At 55.5% G+C, this 15,520-nt stretch carries 15 protein-coding genes; 14 read left to right on the forward strand and 1 reads right to left on the reverse strand.

All coding sequences use genetic code 11. The features are described 5' to 3' along the window. Nucleotides 1-5: 5 nt before the first annotated feature. The 10 genes from PLU01S_RS12705 to PLU01S_RS12750 all read left to right on the forward strand — a co-directional run bounded on the left by PLU01S_RS12705 (nucleotide 6) and on the right by PLU01S_RS12750 (nucleotide 10,335). Nucleotides 6-743 carry a response regulator gene (locus PLU01S_RS12705; protein ID WP_010798449.1) on the forward strand — a complete coding sequence of 246 codons (738 nt, stop codon included), beginning with the start codon at nucleotides 6-8 and terminating at the stop codon, nucleotides 741-743. Further along, complete coding sequence (locus PLU01S_RS12710; protein WP_074826720.1) at nucleotides 718-2,175, forward strand: ATP-binding protein; 1,458 nt, start codon at nucleotides 718-720, stop codon at nucleotides 2,173-2,175. Before PLU01S_RS12705 ends, PLU01S_RS12710 begins: the two co-directional genes overlap by 26 nt. Nucleotides 2,176-2,333: 158 nt before the next feature. Then, nucleotides 2,334-3,593 carry an ABC transporter substrate-binding protein gene (locus tag PLU01S_RS12715; protein WP_074826717.1) on the forward strand — a complete coding sequence of 420 codons (1,260 nt, stop codon included), beginning with the start codon at nucleotides 2,334-2,336 and terminating at the stop codon, nucleotides 3,591-3,593. A gap of 78 nt (nucleotides 3,594-3,671) precedes the next feature. Further along, on the forward strand, nucleotides 3,672-4,601 hold the full coding sequence (locus PLU01S_RS12720) for a carbohydrate ABC transporter permease (RefSeq protein WP_010798446.1): 930 nt from the start codon (nucleotides 3,672-3,674) through the stop codon (nucleotides 4,599-4,601). Next, nucleotides 4,594-5,439, forward strand: coding sequence for a carbohydrate ABC transporter permease (locus tag PLU01S_RS12725; protein ID WP_010798445.1), 846 nt, complete (start codon nucleotides 4,594-4,596; stop codon nucleotides 5,437-5,439). Before PLU01S_RS12720 ends, PLU01S_RS12725 begins: the two co-directional genes overlap by 8 nt. An 8-nt stretch (nucleotides 5,440-5,447) precedes the next feature. After that, nucleotides 5,448-6,551, forward strand: a complete 1,104-nt coding sequence (locus tag PLU01S_RS12730; protein ID WP_074826715.1) for an ABC transporter ATP-binding protein — start codon at nucleotides 5,448-5,450, stop codon at nucleotides 6,549-6,551. 9 nt (nucleotides 6,552-6,560) lie between these two features. Next, nucleotides 6,561-7,472, forward strand: a complete 912-nt coding sequence (locus PLU01S_RS12735; RefSeq protein WP_074826712.1) for a carbohydrate kinase family protein — start codon at nucleotides 6,561-6,563, stop codon at nucleotides 7,470-7,472. A 10-nt stretch (nucleotides 7,473-7,482) separates the two neighbouring features. Next, the gene (locus PLU01S_RS12740) at nucleotides 7,483-8,694 is read left to right on the forward strand and encodes an AGE family epimerase/isomerase (RefSeq protein ID WP_074826709.1); all 1,212 of its coding nucleotides are present in this window, start codon (nucleotides 7,483-7,485) and stop codon (nucleotides 8,692-8,694) included. Nucleotides 8,695-8,770: 76 nt separating this feature from the next. Continuing rightward, nucleotides 8,771-10,087, forward strand: coding sequence for a carbohydrate porin (locus PLU01S_RS12745; RefSeq protein WP_019365555.1), 1,317 nt, complete (start codon nucleotides 8,771-8,773; stop codon nucleotides 10,085-10,087). A 74-nt stretch (nucleotides 10,088-10,161) separates the two neighbouring features. Next, on the forward strand, nucleotides 10,162-10,335 hold the full coding sequence (locus PLU01S_RS12750) for a DUF1289 domain-containing protein (protein ID WP_010798440.1): 174 nt from the start codon (nucleotides 10,162-10,164) through the stop codon (nucleotides 10,333-10,335). A 44-nt stretch (nucleotides 10,336-10,379) separates the two neighbouring features. On the opposite strand, the gene PLU01S_RS12755 is transcribed toward PLU01S_RS12750, so the two are convergent. Beyond that, complete coding sequence (locus PLU01S_RS12755; RefSeq protein ID WP_074826707.1) at nucleotides 10,380-11,255, reverse strand: MurR/RpiR family transcriptional regulator; 876 nt, start codon at nucleotides 11,253-11,255, stop codon at nucleotides 10,380-10,382. A gap of 161 nt (nucleotides 11,256-11,416) precedes the next feature. On the opposite strand from PLU01S_RS12755, the gene zwf reads away from it, so the two are divergent. From zwf to rluB, 4 genes are all read left to right on the forward strand, one after another. Further along, nucleotides 11,417-12,886: a glucose-6-phosphate dehydrogenase gene (gene zwf / locus PLU01S_RS12760; RefSeq protein WP_010798438.1), complete on the forward strand. Its 1,470-nt coding sequence runs from the start codon at nucleotides 11,417-11,419 to the stop codon at nucleotides 12,884-12,886. After that, nucleotides 12,873-13,583 (forward strand): 6-phosphogluconolactonase, encoded by a 711-nt coding sequence (gene pgl / locus PLU01S_RS12765; protein WP_074826704.1) that lies wholly within the window; start codon nucleotides 12,873-12,875, stop codon nucleotides 13,581-13,583. The genes zwf and pgl overlap by 14 nt, the downstream gene beginning before the upstream one ends. 11 nt (nucleotides 13,584-13,594) lie before the next feature. Continuing rightward, nucleotides 13,595-14,233, forward strand: a complete 639-nt coding sequence (locus tag PLU01S_RS12770) for a bifunctional 4-hydroxy-2-oxoglutarate aldolase/2-dehydro-3-deoxy-phosphogluconate aldolase (protein ID WP_010798436.1) — start codon at nucleotides 13,595-13,597, stop codon at nucleotides 14,231-14,233. A gap of 171 nt (nucleotides 14,234-14,404) precedes the next feature. Next, entirely contained in the window at nucleotides 14,405-15,511 is a 1,107-nt protein-coding gene (gene rluB / locus PLU01S_RS12775) for a 23S rRNA pseudouridine(2605) synthase RluB (protein ID WP_074826701.1), read from the forward strand. Nucleotides 15,512-15,520: the final 9 nt, after the last annotated feature.

Genomic DNA, 15,520 nt, shown 5'->3' on the forward strand with positions numbered 1-15,520 from the left:
ACGCTATGACACCGATGGGTAAATCCATCCTGCTGGTCGATGACGATCAGGACATTCGTGAGCTTTTAGAGGCTTATTTGAGTCGTGCCGGATTTAGCGTTCGGGCTGTGGCAGACGGCTACGGATTTCGTACTGCGCTTAAAGCCGAGCCGGCTGATCTTCTGATACTGGATGTCATGCTGCCGGGTGAGGACGGCTTCAGTCTTTGCCGTTGGGTCAGAGCGCTGAGTGGTTCCATCTCTCAAGTACCTATCATCATGCTGACCGCCAGCTCCGATGAGGCAGATCGTGTGATTGGCCTTGAATTAGGCGCTGACGATTACATTGGAAAACCATTCAGCCCGCGGGAATTGCAGGCGCGGATCAAAGCGCTTCTCCGGCGCGCAGGTTTTGGTGACGCCAAGTCGGGACACACATTGGTGTTTGATGAATGGCGTCTTGATACTGTCACGCATAGGCTGTTCCACCAGGACGGAGAAGAGGTCATTCTGTCCGGCGCTGATTTCACTCTGCTCAAACTGTTTCTAGATCATCCCCAGCAAATACTTGACCGTGACACGATTGCCAACGCGACGCGGGGGCGTGAAGTCATGCCGCTTGACCGCATCGTGGACATGGCCGTCAGCCGCTTGCGTCAACGGCTGCGTGACACCGGGAAATCGCCTCGACTGATTCGCACGGTACGCGGCAGTGGCTACCTTCTGGCGGCGCAGGTGCATGGCCCGACCGCTGATGTTTTTTAAGGCACTCCAGCGGCTGGTACCGCACTCATTGTTGGGAAGAATGCTGTTGCTTACGTTGCTGGCGGTTCTGCTGGCCCAGGGCGTTTCCAGCCTCTTCTGGATATCGCACTTGCGTGCCAGCCGAATGGAAGGCCTGCTGAACGCTTCGCGCAGCCTTGGTTACTCCATTGCGGCCAGCGTGCGTTACTTCAGTCTGCTACCGCCGGCGTATCGTCCGGTAGTGCTGGAGCAGTTGCGTAATATGGGCGGTACACGGTTTTTCGTATCGCTTAATGAAAAGCCCTTGATCATGGAGCCGCTGCCCGATTCGCCTGGCAAGCAGGCGGTACTTCATGCTGTGGAGTCAGTCTTGCGGGAGCGTCTCGGCAATGGGATGCCGATGTATGTGGAGTTTGTCAGCCCCAAGCACCTGCGCCTGTTCAATGGCAATCTTTCCCTGGATGAGTTGCCACGCTCCTGGGCGCACTACGTCCTCAGCTTTGAACCACTAGATCCGCCCATTCTGGTCACCCAGATACGAATAGGCCCGGAGGAGTGGGTCTACATCGGGACACTGATGCCAGCCCCTTATCTCACCCTGGATGAGCCGTTCCTGCCTCTGCAGCAGGCTTGGTTCATCCTGTTCAGCAGCGCTTTTCTGCTCTTGTTCATCGGCCTGCTCATCCACTGGCAGAGCCGGCCGCTTAAACGTTTGTCGCAAGAGGCACGTGAGCTTTCGCTGGAGGCACAGGTTCAACCCCTTCCTGAAGTCGGGGCGAGTGAAATTCAGGAAGTCACACGCGCCTTCAACACCATGCGTGATCGTATCAGTCGATACCTGGCCGAGCGGGGCCAGCTTTTCAGTGCGATTTCCCATGATCTGCGGACCCCTATCACCCGGCTGCGGCTCCGTGCCGAGTTACTGGAGGATGAGGCATTGCAGGCGCGCTTCAATCGAGACCTTGACGAACTGGATCTGCTAGTCAAGGGAGCACTGCAGTGCGTCAAGGACACCGATATTCACGAAAACATCGAGTCGGTAGACCTCAATCTCCTGCTGAGCAATATCGTCGAGCCTTACCAGGCCGGTGAGCAGCCTCGAGCGACGTTGCAAGGTGAGGCGGTAGCTCTCTATCCCGGCAAGCCGCTGGCCTTGAAGCGCTGTATCGGCAATGTACTCGACAACGCGCTGAAATACGGTAATCGGGCGCACTTGACGGTGGAGGATGATGGCAAGGTATTTATGCTGCATGTCGACGATGAAGGCCCAGGGGTGCCAGAAAAGGATTTAGAGCAGGTTTTCGAACCGCATGTCCGCCTGACAGGTCAACAGCAGGGATACGGATTGGGGCTCGGGATTGCGCGCAATTTAGCCCATGCCCATGGGGGGGAGGTGGTCTTGCGTAATCGTCGGGAAGGGGGCCTGCGGGTCACGCTGACATTGCCGCGCTAGAGGCGTCCTGAAACGAGTGGCGTCAAATTGTGATCGATATCTACAAAAGCCGCCTAATGTAACGGCATTGTGACATTAATGATTCCCTTCGTTACCCACGCTGGCCAAGGGCTGGCTAGACTCCGATCAGATTTATAAAAACAACAAGGTCACTGATCATGAAAGCACTCAATCGTCTCGCCCTCGCGGTTTCTTTGTCCTGCTTGAGCCAATTACCCCTAACCGCCCAGGCGGGTGAAGTGAAAGTCCTGCATTGGTGGACTTCAGGTGGTGAAGCTCGGGCTGTCGATACCCTCAAGCAAATGATGCAAAAGCAGGGCGATACCTGGAAGGATTTCGCGGTTGCCGGCGGTGCCGGTGAGGCCGCGATGACCGTTCTGAAAACCCGTGCGGTTTCTGGCAATCCTCCTTCTGCAGCACAGCTCAAAGGCCCCGACATTCAGGAGTGGGCTGACATGGGCTTTCTTACCAACCTGAACGACATCGCCAAGGCCGGAAAATGGGACAGCATCATGCCCAAGCGCATCGCTGAAACCATGCAGCATGATGGTGATTACGTCGCCGTTCCCGCCGGTGTTCATCGCATCAACTGGCTCTGGATAAACCCTGAGGCCTTCCAGAAAGCGGGCGCCAAGGTGCCAACGACACTAGATGAGTTCTTCGAGGCTGCAGACAAGCTCAAGGCAGCAGGTATCATTCCGATTGCCCACGGCGGTCAGAACTGGCAGGACACCACCATTTTCGAGTCGCTGGTCATGGCCATGATGGGGCCAGAGGACTATCACAAGGCATTTGTCGAAACTGACGAAGACACTTTGCGCAGCGACAAGATGGTTGAAGTGTTCAAGACCTTCAAGCGTATTCGCAACTACATCGACCCAGATGCAGCGGGCCGTGACTGGAACCTGGCTACCGCCATGGTCATCAATGGCAAGGCCGGTATGCAGATTATGGGCGACTGGGCCAAGGCCGAGTTTACGGCTGCAAACAAGACTGCTGGCAAGGACTACCTGTGCGTAGTCATGCCGGGCACTCAGGGTGACTTCATCTACAACATCGATTCCCTGGCCATGTTTAAGCTCAAGGACGAGGCAAACAGGAAAGCCCAGGACGACTTGGCCCGTACTGTCATCGACAAGCCTTTCCAAGAAGTCTTCAACCTGAACAAAGGCTCGATTCCTGTTCGCAATGATATCGACATGGCGAAGTTCGATGACTGTGCCAAACAGTCCATGAAGGATTTCCAGGCAGCCAACGACTCGGGCAAAGCGGAGCCAAGCCTGGCGCATAGCATGGCCAACACCAGCTATATCCAGGGCGCTGTCTTCGATGTGATCACCAACTTCTTCAACGATCCAAGCGCCGACCCCCAAAAGGCGACCGAACAACTGGTCGCCTCCATCAAAGCGGCGCAGTAATGCAGTAAGGGCAGGGCGTTGCAAGACGCCCGGTCCTGATGCAAATACCAACCTACGGGTTGGATCAGGAGTTCTTCGATGTCTTTAAGCGAAGTGCAAATCATGCGCACAGGTACCAGCACGTCTGTACGAAAGCCTGACCGCCTCCAGAAATGGCTTCCCAAGCTGGTTCTGGCCCCTACCGCGGTGGCAATGATTGTTTGCCTGTACGGCTACATGCTGTGGACGGCCGTGATCTCATTGACCACGTCCCGCTTCATGCCGGTGTATAACTTTGCAGGTCTTGCCCAGTTTGAACGCCTACTGGCTAACGACCGTTGGCTGGTGGCCTGTAAAAACCTGGCCATCTTTGGCGGGATGTTTATCCTGCTTTGCCTGATCATCGGCGTGTTCTTCGCCATCCTGCTGGATCAACGCATCCGACGCGAAGGTTTTATCCGCACCATTTATCTTTATCCCATGGCGCTATCGATGATCGTTACCGGTACTGCCTGGAAGTGGCTGCTCAACCCAGGGTTAGGCCTGGACAAGCTCCTGCGCGACTGGGGATGGGAAGGTTTCCGCTTTGACTGGCTTGTTGATACGGATAGGGTCATCTATTGCTTGCTGATCGCTGCGATCTGGCAGGCCTCCGGCTTTGTCATGGCAATGTTCCTGGCCGGTTTACGCGGCGTGGATAGCGCCATCATTCGTGCCGCACAAATCGACGGAGCCTCGCTGCCCACGATTTATCTGCGCATCGTTCTACCCAGTTTGCGACCTGTTTTTTTCAGTGCCGTGATGATCCTGTCGCACATTGCGATCAAGAGCTTTGACTTGGTAATGGCCATGACCGCCGGTGGACCCGGTTACTCATCCGACCTTCCTGCGGTCTTCATGTATCAACACACCTTTACACGCGGGCAAATGGGCTTGGGGGCGGCCAGCTCCGTCCTGATGCTTGGCGCGGTGCTTGCCATCCTGGTGCCTTACCTTTATTCCGAACTGCGGAGCAAGCGTCATGGCTGATCTTTCCCACAGCAAGCGCTGGTCTTTCAACCGCATTGCAATTCACACTACGCTTCTGGTGGCTTGCGCTGTCTATCTCGTGCCACTGGTAGTCATGCTGTTAACTAGCTTCAAGACACCGGATGACGTGCGCACCGGTAACCTGCTGACGTTACCCGTAGACTGGACACTCATTGGCTGGATAAAGGCCTGGAGTACGGTTCACGAGTACTTCTGGAACTCCTTCATGATCACGGTTCCTGCCGTCATCATCTCGACTTTCATCGGTGCGCTTAACGGCTACGCCTTGTCGAAGTGGAGCTTCAAGGGCTCGAACGTATTGTTCAGCATGCTGCTGTTCGGCTGCTTCATCCCGTTCCAGGTCATTCTGTTACCAATGTCATTCACCTTGGGCAAGCTGGGTCTGGCCAATACCACGACCGGACTCGTGCTGGTTCACGTCATCTACGGTCTGGCCTTCACAACGCTTTTCTTCCGGAACTATTACGTCGGTATTCCGGATGCCCTGATCAAGGCGGCACGTCTGGATGGTGCAGGCTTCTTCACCATCTTCTGGAAGATCCTGCTGCCGCTTTCCACCCCTATCGTGATGGTAAGCCTGATCTGGCAATTCACTCAGGTCTGGAATGACTTTCTGTTTGGCGTAGTGTTCGCCAGCGGCTCTGCGCAGCCGATTACGGTAGCGCTCAACAACCTCGTCAATACCAGTACCGGGGCCAAGGAATACAACGTTGATATGGCCGCTGCGATGATTGCGGCGCTGCCGACACTGCTCGTTTACATCTTCGCCGGCAAGTATTTCGTCCGTGGTCTGACCTCGGGCGTCGTCAAAGGATAAGAACAATCATGGCCGCACTAGAACTTAAAAATGTCCGCAAGACCTACGGCAACGCTGCTCAGGAAGCGCTTAAAGGTATCAACATCAGTATCGAGACCGGGCAGTTCCTGATCCTGGTTGGTCCTTCCGGTTGCGGTAAGTCTACGCTGATGAACGCCATCGCTGGCCTGGAAGATATTTCCAGCGGGGCCATCATGCTGGGTGGTGAGGATGTAACTGCGGTCGAGCCCAAGGACCGCGATATCGCCATGGTATTTCAATCCTATGCGTTGTATCCGACCATGACGGTGCGGGAAAACATCGCCTTTGGGTTGAAGATCCGCAAGACACCTGCTGACCAGATCGCGGCGGAAGTGGACCGTGTCGCCAAGCTTTTGCAGATTGAGCACCTGCTTGAGCGCAAACCCTCGCAGCTATCCGGTGGGCAACAACAACGTGTCGCCATGGGGCGCGCACTGGCGCGCCGCCCCAAGCTTTACCTGTTCGATGAGCCGCTCTCAAATCTTGATGCAAAGTTGCGTGTGGAAATGCGCACCGAGATCAAGCTAATGCACCAGCGGCTCAAGACTACAACTGTCTACGTTACTCACGACCAGATCGAAGCCATGACGCTGGGCGACCGTGTCGCAGTTATGAAAGAGGGAGAAGTTCAACAGTTTGGTACTCCCCAGGAAATCTACAACAACCCCGCCAACCTCTTCGTGGCCAGCTTCATTGGTTCTCCGCCAATGAACTTCATTCCTGTCGCGTTGGAGCAGGAAAACGGGCGCCCTGTGGTGCGTTTGCAGGGGCATGGCGAGCGTACCGCTATTGGTCTACCCATGCTTCAAACCGCTCTGGCAGACGGTCGCGAAGCAATTTTAGGGGTTCGACCTGAGCAAATCTGTATTCGCAGTGGTCAGATCGGCGATTTGCCATTGGTCAACGCCCGAGTGCAGGTCGTGGAGCCAACAGGTCCCGACACTCTGGTTTATGTCGAGGTCAATGGCGTCCAGGTGTGTTGCCGAGTAGCGCCAGTCGACACTCCTGAAATCGGATCAATCGTAACGCTAGAGCTTGATGTAGAGCGTCTCGTATTATTCGAACCTGCTTCAGGTGCTCGTATCGCTTAGGAGAAAGTTATGACATTGCCACGTGTGGTGGTTTTTGGAGAGGCCTTGACCGATCTGGTCCAGCATTCACCCGGACAGTGGCAAGGCCATCCAGGCGGTGCACCGTGGAATGTTGCCCGGACGCTGGCGCGTCTGGGCGTACCCGCTGCGTTTGCGGGATCAATCAGCCAGGATTCTCTAGGCGATGAGATTCATGAGCAGTCTCAGGTGTCCGGACTGGATATGCGTTTTCTGCAGCGGGTCGAAGCTGATCCGCTGGTGGCAGTAGTGCCGTCCAGCAATCCACCTCGGTATTTCTTTGCTGGGGAGGCGGATCTAGCCTTTGATCCGGATGCGTTGCCGCAAGGCTGGCTCGAGGCTGCTGAACTCTGCCACTTCAGCTGCATCAGTCTGGCCCGTGAGCCGTTGGCTTCCAAACTGCTTGAACAGGCAGAAAAGGCCAAGGCAGGAGGTAAACGTATCAGCTACGACCCCAACTGGCGAAACCTGATGGGCGATGACTACTGTCGTCGTATCTTTCCAACCCTTGTGAAGCTGGCAGACGACATCAAGCTTTCTGACGAAGACCTGGAAAATATCTATCCCGGATTAACGCCTGAACAGGGCTTGAGCCGCCTGCGGAAGATGAATCCAGAGGCCAACATCCTCTATACGCAGGGTGCCAAGGGCATCACGCTGCTTTCCAGCCAGGGGGAATGGACTCAGCCTGGTATTCCGATTCATGTGGCGGACACCGTAGGTGCCGGTGACGCCTGTATGGCGGGGTGGTTGGCGTCAGGGATCATTTCAAGCGCATCACTGGAAGAGCGACTACTTTTCGCAGCTGCCTGTGCCTCGGTGTCTTGCCAGAAATCGGGGGCCTATGCGCCGACGCTTGATGACGTTCGCGCCATGATGGCGACTTCGCCGCTTCCTGCCTAAGGGACTTCGTATGAACTTTCCAGACTTCCGTCAACGTGACACTCTGCTGGATCATATCCAGCATACGCTGGCTTTCTACTATCCACGCTGCATCGACGAGCAGGGCGGGTTTTTCCAGTTCTTCCGTGACAATGGCGATATCTACGACCGAGAGACGCGCCATCTTGTCTCCAGTACCCGTTTCGTCTTCAATTTTGCAATGGCCTATCGGCAGTTTGGCAACGCTGAATACTTGGGCGCCACACGGCACGGGCTTCGCTTTCTAAGGGAAAAGCATCTGCAGCCCAATGGCAGCTACGCCTGGCTACTGAAGGGCGACAAAGTAGTAGACGGCACCAATCATGCCTATGGTCTGGCATTCGTTATCCTGGCGTACTCTCACGGCGTCATGGCAGGAGTCGAGGAGAGCAGAGCATGGCTGGCTGAAGCCTGGGATACCTTTGAGCGTCATTTTTGGCGCGAAGAAGACGGTCTGTACTGTGATGAGATCAGTGCCGACTGGTCCAAGGTTTCCTCCTATCGTGGACAAAATGCCAACATGCATGCCTGCGAGGCGCTTCTGGCTGCCTATGAGGCGACACAAGAGTCCCGCTATCTGGACCGCGCCGAAACGCTTGCACTCAATATGACTCAGCGCCAGGCAGCACTTAGCCAGGAACGTGCTGAGGTTGCTCAGGATGTATCAGGCGGGTTGATCTGGGAGCATTACCATCAGGATTGGAGCATCGATTGGGATTACAACAGAGATGATCCTGCCAACCTGTTCCGCCCTTGGGGTTTCCAGCCTGGACATCAGGTCGAGTGGGCCAAGCTCTTGCTGATTCTCGAGCGCCATCGTCCCCAGGCATGGTTGGCGCCACGTGCTGCAGAGCTGTTTGATGCCGCGTGGAAAACCTCATGGGATCATGAACATGGTGGCCTATATTACGGGTTCGCTCCGGATGGCAGCGTTTGTGATCCAGACAAGTACTTCTGGGTTCAGGCCGAGGCCTTGGCGGCTGCAGCCTTGCTTGCCGAGCGCACCGGCAACGGTAAATATTGGAAACAATATGAACAGCTCTGGCACTATAGTTGGGAGCATTTCATTGATCACGAGTATGGCGCTTGGTGGCGCATCCTCGACCGTCGAAATACCAAGTATTCCGACGAAAAAAGTCCGGCCGGAAAGGTCGACTACCACACCATGGGAGCCTGTTACGAGGTACTCAATGTTCTGCCGTGAAGTTTAGCCAGTTATTGGCGTGGGACCTGTGGTGTGTTGCGTATAGCCCATTAAAAATTATAAAGGACCGAGAAGAATGTATAAGCATAAAGGCAAACGCGTACGGCACTTGGCTGTGTTGTCGTTAGCTGCACTGGGTGGACTCAGTGCCACTGCCCATGCAGCCGATGCCTTCGACCCTGAAGCAGGTGGTATGACAGGCGATTGGGGTGGCCTGCGTACTGAACTGCTAGATAAGGGTTACGACATCAAGTTGGAGTACGTCGGGGAAGGCGCTACCAACATGCGAGGTGGATACGACAAGGATCACACCGCACGTTGGTCTTCCCAGTACATGTTCGGCCTGGCGGTCGACATGAACAAGACGTTGGGTTGGGAGAATTCCGTATTCAAAGTTGCCATTACTTCACGTGACGGCCGTAACCTGACCAACGACAATATTGGTGATCCACGTTCCGGTACGTATTCTTCCGTACAAGAAGTCTGGGGTCGCGGCCAGACCTGGCGCCTTACCCAGTTGTGGTTGAGCAAGGGGTTCTTTGATGGCCGCCTAGACATCAAAGCGGGTCGTTTCGGCGAGGGTGAAGATTTCAACTCGTTCGACTGTGACTTCCAGAACCTGGCGTTCTGTGGCTCCCAGGTGGGTAACTGGGTAGGTGATCAGTGGTACAACTGGCCGGTCAGCCAGTGGGCCATGCGCGTCAAGTACAACCTGACACCTGAGCTGTTTGCGCAGGTTGGGGTTTACGAGCAGAACCCGTCGCTGCTTGAAACCGGTAATGGCTTCAAAATGAATACCAGCGGTGCCAAAGGCGTGATCCTGCCAGTTGAGCTGGTATGGTTGCCAACACTGAACAGCCTACCGGGTGAGTACCGCTTCGGTTACTACTACAGCACCGCTGATGCGGATGATGTGGATGGTGTTTCCAGCCGTCATTCCAGTAAGCATGGCTATTGGGTTGTAGCCAAGCAGCAGCTGACCAAGCACAACGGTGATGCTTCTCGTGGTCTGAGTGTATTCGCCAACTTCACGGTGCATGACAAGGCTACCAACAAGGTAGACAACTACATCCAGGCTGGTGTGGTGTACAAGGGACCATTCGATGCGCGACCAAAAGACGACATCGGTTTCGGTGTGGCCCGTATCCACACCAACAGCGATGCGCGTGATGCGCAACGTGCAGCCAACCTTGCTACCGGTATCGACGATTATGACAACCCAGGCTACGTACCGCTGCAGTACAGCGAATACGATGCTGAGCTGTACTACGGCGTACACGTGACCAACTGGCTCACCCTACGTCCGAATATTCAGTACATGCGTAACCCGGGCGGCGTCAAGGAAGTTGATAATGCTGTTGTCGGCGGCCTGAAGGTCCAAGCGGTGTTCTAATTCCGCAGATGGTACTGGGCGCAGCGAACAGTGTGTTTATACTGTTCGCTGTGTCCAGATGCTGAGGTAGCCCTGTGGGTAAGGTTGAGAGTCCCTGCGTAAGCCAATGCAAGCTTAAGGATGAAGTCTGTCAGGGATGCGGCCGCAGCCGCGATGAAATCAAGGGCTGGAAGTCCATGAAGGACAAAGAGCGCAAGGATGTGGTCGAAAAGGCCAGCAAGCGTCTCAAGAAGCTCAAGAAGAAGTAACCTCGCTACAGGCTGAAGCGTACTGCTCCAGCCTTTCTCGTCGATTACAACTCTTCCTGTTCCTGCTCCATTGGATAGCGTGTTGCTACCAGACTTTCCTTTACTTTGCGCAGATGCGGCTGGAAATCAACGCCGCGGCGCAGCGTAACGCCAGTGGCCAGAATGTCGAGTACTGTCAGCTGAACGATACGTGATGACATTGGCATATAGATATCAGTATCTTCGGGCACTGGAATATCAAGGCTAAGTGTTGAAACCTTCGCAAGCGGAGAATTAGCAGCAGTCATCCCGATAACTGATGCCCCGTTATCCCGTGCCAGCTTGGCAACATCCACCAGTTCGCGCGTGCGGCCGGTGTAGGAAATGATGACAAAGACTTCGCCTATCTGCGCTACAGACGCAAGCATGCGCTGCATCAGAATGTCTGAATGGGCCGAAACAGCCAGACCGAAGCGAAAGAATTTGTGCTGGGCATCCAGCGCTACGGGTGCAGATGCACCCAGGCCAAAGAAATGAATCTGCCGTGCCTGAATCAGGAGATTGACGGCTCGATTGATCACTTGAGCATCCATGCGCTGACGAGCATTATCGAGCGAGGCGATGGTGCTACTGAAAATCTTTTCTGAGTAGGCTTCAGGCTCATCATCCGCTTCCACCGCCTGGCTTACGTAGACGGCGCCGCTGGCGATGCTCTGAGCCAGTTGAATCTTCATTTCAGGGTAGCCGCTGATTCCCAGTGATCGGCAGAAGCGGTTGACGGTCGGTTCGCTGACGTGAGCTGCCTGCGCCAGAGCAGCAATGGTCAGGCGGGTAGCCTGCCGTGGATTGTTTAGAATAACCTCGGCTACCTTGCGTTCGGCACGGTTCAATTCCGGCAGACGGGTCTGAATCAATTGCAGCAATGTGCTGGCCCGATCCATCAAATGCTCCTGAAAGTTGTCATCCTTTTATCGTACAGCTATAGAGGAATAAGGCTGCACAAAAAGGTTTTATTAAATTTTTGATTTTTATACTACGTAAAAGGGGAAAGCTCACTTAAACTGGGCTTTCATTCACCAACTTTTCGTAAAAGAACGAATATATGCCAGCAGTTCGCGTACTCCCTTGCACTTTGGCCCTGTTCGGCGCGTTGGGCGATCTCGCTCTGCGCAAGTTGTTTCCGGCTCTCTACCAACTCGATCGCGAAGGTCTCCTCCATGATGACACGCGTATCGTCGCGCTTGCTCGAGATCAAGGAGACGGCACCAAGCAGCTCGCTCATATTGAAGAGCGGGTTCGGCATTACGTGCCGAATGCTGACTGGAATCAAGCCGTCTGGGAACGTTTCGCCGCCCGCTTAAGCTACCGTGCCATGGATTTCCGACGCATGGAAGACTATGCCGGACTGGCCGAAGACGTAGGTGACTCCGAAACGGTGATTGCGTATTTCGCAACACCCGCCTCAGTATACAGCTCGATTTGCGAGAATCTTGATGCGGTAGGGCTTAGCAGCCGTACACGTGTCGTCATGGAAAAGCCCATCGGCCATGACCTTGAGTCTTCGCGTGTCGTGAACGACTCCGTGGCTCGGTTCTTCCCGGAAAGTCAGGTCTATCGTATCGACCATTACCTGGGTAAGGAAACCGTACAGAATCTGATTGCTCTGCGGTTTGCAAACAGTCTGTTCGAGACCCAATGGAACCAGAACTATATCTCCCATGTGGAGATTACGGTTGCTGAGAAAGTAGGAATCGAAGGCCGCTGGGGTTATTTCGATCAGGCCGGGCAGCTACGCGACATGGTGCAGAACCACTTGCTGCAGCTGCTTTGCCTGACTGCAATGGACCCGCCCGCTGATCTCTCGGCGGACAGTATCCGTGACGAAAAGGTCAAGGTGCTCAAGGCGCTTGAGCCGATCACCGCCGATCAGCTGGCCAGCCGTGTCGTGCTGGGCCAGTACACGAGTGGTTACAGCGATGGCAAGCCGGTGCCCGGCTATCTGGAGGAAGAAAACTCCAACGAGAGCAGCAGCACGGAAACATTCGTGGCCATTCGCGCCGATATTCGTAACTGGCGTTGGTCCGGAGTGCCTTTCTATTTGCGTACCGGCAAGCGTATGCCGCAAAAACTTTCGCAGATCGTTATTCATTTCAAGGAACCGCCACACTACATCTTCGCGCCTGAGCAGCGGAGTCTGATCAACAACCGACTGATCATCCGTATTCAGCCGGACGAAGGGATTTCCCTGCAGGTCATGACCAAGGATCAAGGCTTGAGCAAAGGGATGCAGCTGCGCAGCGGTCCGTTGCAGCTCAACTTCTCCGAGGCCTTCAAGTCGGCGCGGGTACCAGACGCGTATGAGCGTTTGTTGCTGGAAGTGATGCAGGGCAACCAGTCTCTCTTCGTGCGCAAGGACGAGATCGAGGCGGCCTGGCGCTGGTGCGACCAGCTCATGGAAGGCTGGGAAAAAATGGGCGATACCCCGAAATCATACGCAGCTGGCACATGGGGCCCGCTGACTTCCATTGCTCTCATTGCACGTGACGGGAGATCCTGGTATGGCGATATCTAACCTGCCACAAGGCGTCGAATTCATCGAGCTGAACGGTCGTGAGGCCCATGCTGAGCAGCTGACCCAAGCTGTAGCGGCTGCGCTTCGTGAGGCCATTGCACAGAAAGGGGCGGCCACACTGGTGGTTTCGGGTGGTCGTAGCCCAGTGCCGTTCTTTGAACAGTTATCCGAGCAGGAGCTGGACTGGGCGAAGGTCACGATTACGCTCGCCGATGAGCGCTGGGTGCCTTTAGAGCATCCGGATAGCAACGGCGGGCTAATTCGCAAGCACCTGTTGCGTAATGCAGCCCGGGCAGCGACGTTTGTAGACCTCTATGCCGCTGGCGAAAACGCTGAAACGGCTGCTCAGGAGGCTGATAACCGCTTGAAGAATCTGCCCAAGCCTATCGATGTGCTGGTGCTGGGAATGGGCGACGATGCACATACTGCTTCGTTGTTTCCCGGAAGCCCTGGGCTTGAGGATGCGCTTGATCCACAGAGCGAGCGCTTGTGCCTGCCCATGTGGGCACCTTCCGTGCCTCGTCAACGCCTGACCATGACACGCGCATTGTTGTCTGGTGCTCACAATCAGTTCCTGGCCATCCAGGGTCAGAGCAAGTTGGCCGCTCTGCAAACCGCTGCAACTGCCGGTGATGAGCTGGCGACTCCTATCAGCGCCTTCCTGCGAGAGCCGCTGAAGATCTATTGGTGCCCTTGAGGATGAGTGACATGCAAAACAAGATCGCTGCCATTGATGCGCTGAGCCAGAAAGCACGCATCCTGCCCGTCATCGTGATCAACGATCCGGCTGACGTCCTGCCTTTTGCTGACGCGATGGCAGCGGGGGGGCTCAAGACACTGGAAGTCACGCTTCGCTCTGCCCATGGTTTGGATGCTGTGCGCCTGCTGCGCAAGGAACGCCCGGAGCTAACGGTGGGTGTCGGTACTGTTCTGGACACCCACATGTTTGATGCTGCGGTAGAAGCAGGTGCTCAGTTCATTGTAACGCCCGGCTGCACGGACGAAATCCTTGAGGCAGGCGTTAAAAGCGATGTGCCGCTACTGCCCGGTATTGCTACGCCTTCAGACATCATGCGTGCCTATCGGCTGGGTTACCGTCGCTTCAAGCTCTTCCCGGCCAACGTTTACGGTGGAATAGACGCGCTTAAAGCCTTTGCCGGTCCTTTTGGCGATCTTCGATTCTGCCCAACGGGCGGCGTCAATCCGAGTAATGTCAAAGCCTATTTCCAGCAAAGCAATGTCATGTGCGTAGGAGGTAGCTGGATGCTGCCTTCCGACGCTATCAAGGCGCGTGACTGGACAAAGATAGAGCAGCTTTGCCGCGAAGCCCTGGCTGCGCTCGATTAAGGCAGTCATCTTGTTCGACGGCCTGTATCATGCAGGCCGTCTGCATCTCAGACCATCCATCTCTTTTCTGTCGAAAGGCCTGCACGTCGAGTCATTTAGTCGCTAGGCTCAAAGGCCAGGTGACGCTATGATGCGCGCCTTTTTGTTGCCGCTTACACCGGGAGGTGCCTTATGAACGACAACACTCCTCATACCCCAGTCGGGGAAAAACTCCAGAAAGTCCTGTCCCGTATGGGTGTAGGTTCCCGCCGTGATGTGGAAGCCTGGATTGCCGAGGGCCGTATTCAAGTAAACGGAAATGTCGCCACTCTGGGTCAGCGTGTTACGCCTCAGGATGCCATTGCTGTGGACGGGCGTGTGCTACGCCGCGAAGAGGCCACCGAAAATGTTCGCCGTGTACTGATTTACAACAAGCCTGAAGGTGAAGTCTGCACCCGTGATGACCCCGAAGGGCGTCCTACGGTGTTTGACCGATTGCCGCGCTTGAGAGGCGGGCGGTGGATCAATATTGGTCGTCTGGATATCAACACGACTGGCCTGCTTTTGTTCACAACCGATGGTGAACTGGCCAACCGCTTGATGCATCCCTCTTATCAGATGGACCGGGAGTACGCGGTACGTGTGCGTGGTGAAGTCGATGAGGCCATGATCGAGCGTCTCAAGACAGGTGTCATGCTGGAAGACGGTCCTGCACGCTTTACCGATATCCAACAGGCTCCCAATGGTGACGGTTTCAACCACTGGTTCCATTGCGTGGTCATGGAAGGACGTAACCGAGAGGTTCGCCGCCTGTGGGAATCCCAGGGCGTGCTGGTCAGCCGCTTGAAGCGGGTACGTTTCGGACCGGTTTTCCTGACGGCTGAATTGTCCATGGGTCGCTGGCGCGAGATGATGCAGGGTGAGATCAATATTCTCAGCGCAGAAGTAGGGCTGACGCCTGTTGAATTGCCTCCTGTGACCGCGAAGGTTCGCGAAAAGCTTGAGCGTATGCAACGCAAGTCTGGCAAGCCTGTTGAGGCTGGCCGCGGCGGCCGTGGTGACAAGCGCTCTGGCAAGCCGCAGGGCGAGGGCCGCCGTGGTGGCACGCCATTAGCCGAGCGTCCATCCGAAAGTGGGCGCAAGCGTCCGGTACGGACTCGTGAAGAGCATGCCTCTGGTGATGACGGACGTCGCGAGCGTCCTGCCCGGGAACGGGCCGCACCGGCACAGCGCCGTAATGGTCCAGCCCGTGAAGGTCAGCGTCCAGGCTTTGGTAGTAATAATCGCGGTAAACGCTAAGCGGTTACC

The organism is Pseudomonas luteola NBRC 103146 (genome assembly GCF_002091675.1).
GTDB lineage: Bacteria > Pseudomonadota > Gammaproteobacteria > Pseudomonadales > Pseudomonadaceae > Chryseomonas > Chryseomonas luteola.

What these genes read in the sequence shown, in the direction of transcription:
- PLU01S_RS12715 (WP_074826717.1), top strand. Translation starts at nt 2,334, where the DNA reads ATGAAAGCACTCAATCGTCTCGCCCTCGCGGTTTCTTTGTCCTGCTTG.
- PLU01S_RS12740 (WP_074826709.1), top strand. Translation starts at nt 7,483, where the DNA reads ATGAACTTTCCAGACTTCCGTCAACGTGACACTCTGCTGGATCATATC.
- zwf (WP_010798438.1), top strand. Translation starts at nt 11,417, where the DNA reads ATGCCAGCAGTTCGCGTACTCCCTTGCACTTTGGCCCTGTTCGGCGCG.
- rluB (WP_074826701.1), top strand. Translation starts at nt 14,405, where the DNA reads ATGAACGACAACACTCCTCATACCCCAGTCGGGGAAAAACTCCAGAAA.
- pgl (WP_074826704.1), top strand. Translation starts at nt 12,873, where the DNA reads ATGGCGATATCTAACCTGCCACAAGGCGTCGAATTCATCGAGCTGAAC.
- PLU01S_RS12705 (WP_010798449.1), top strand. Translation starts at nt 6, where the DNA reads ATGACACCGATGGGTAAATCCATCCTGCTGGTCGATGACGATCAGGAC.
- PLU01S_RS12735 (WP_074826712.1), top strand. Translation starts at nt 6,561, where the DNA reads ATGACATTGCCACGTGTGGTGGTTTTTGGAGAGGCCTTGACCGATCTG.
- PLU01S_RS12725 (WP_010798445.1), top strand. Translation starts at nt 4,594, where the DNA reads ATGGCTGATCTTTCCCACAGCAAGCGCTGGTCTTTCAACCGCATTGCA.
- PLU01S_RS12745 (WP_019365555.1), top strand. Translation starts at nt 8,771, where the DNA reads ATGTATAAGCATAAAGGCAAACGCGTACGGCACTTGGCTGTGTTGTCG.
- PLU01S_RS12710 (WP_074826720.1), top strand. Translation starts at nt 718, where the DNA reads ATGGCCCGACCGCTGATGTTTTTTAAGGCACTCCAGCGGCTGGTACCG.
- PLU01S_RS12755 (WP_074826707.1), bottom strand. Translation starts at nt 11,255, where the DNA reads ATGGATCGGGCCAGCACATTGCTGCAATTGATTCAGACCCGTCTGCCG.
- PLU01S_RS12720 (WP_010798446.1), top strand. Translation starts at nt 3,672, where the DNA reads ATGTCTTTAAGCGAAGTGCAAATCATGCGCACAGGTACCAGCACGTCT.
- PLU01S_RS12770 (WP_010798436.1), top strand. Translation starts at nt 13,595, where the DNA reads ATGCAAAACAAGATCGCTGCCATTGATGCGCTGAGCCAGAAAGCACGC.
- PLU01S_RS12730 (WP_074826715.1), top strand. Translation starts at nt 5,448, where the DNA reads ATGGCCGCACTAGAACTTAAAAATGTCCGCAAGACCTACGGCAACGCT.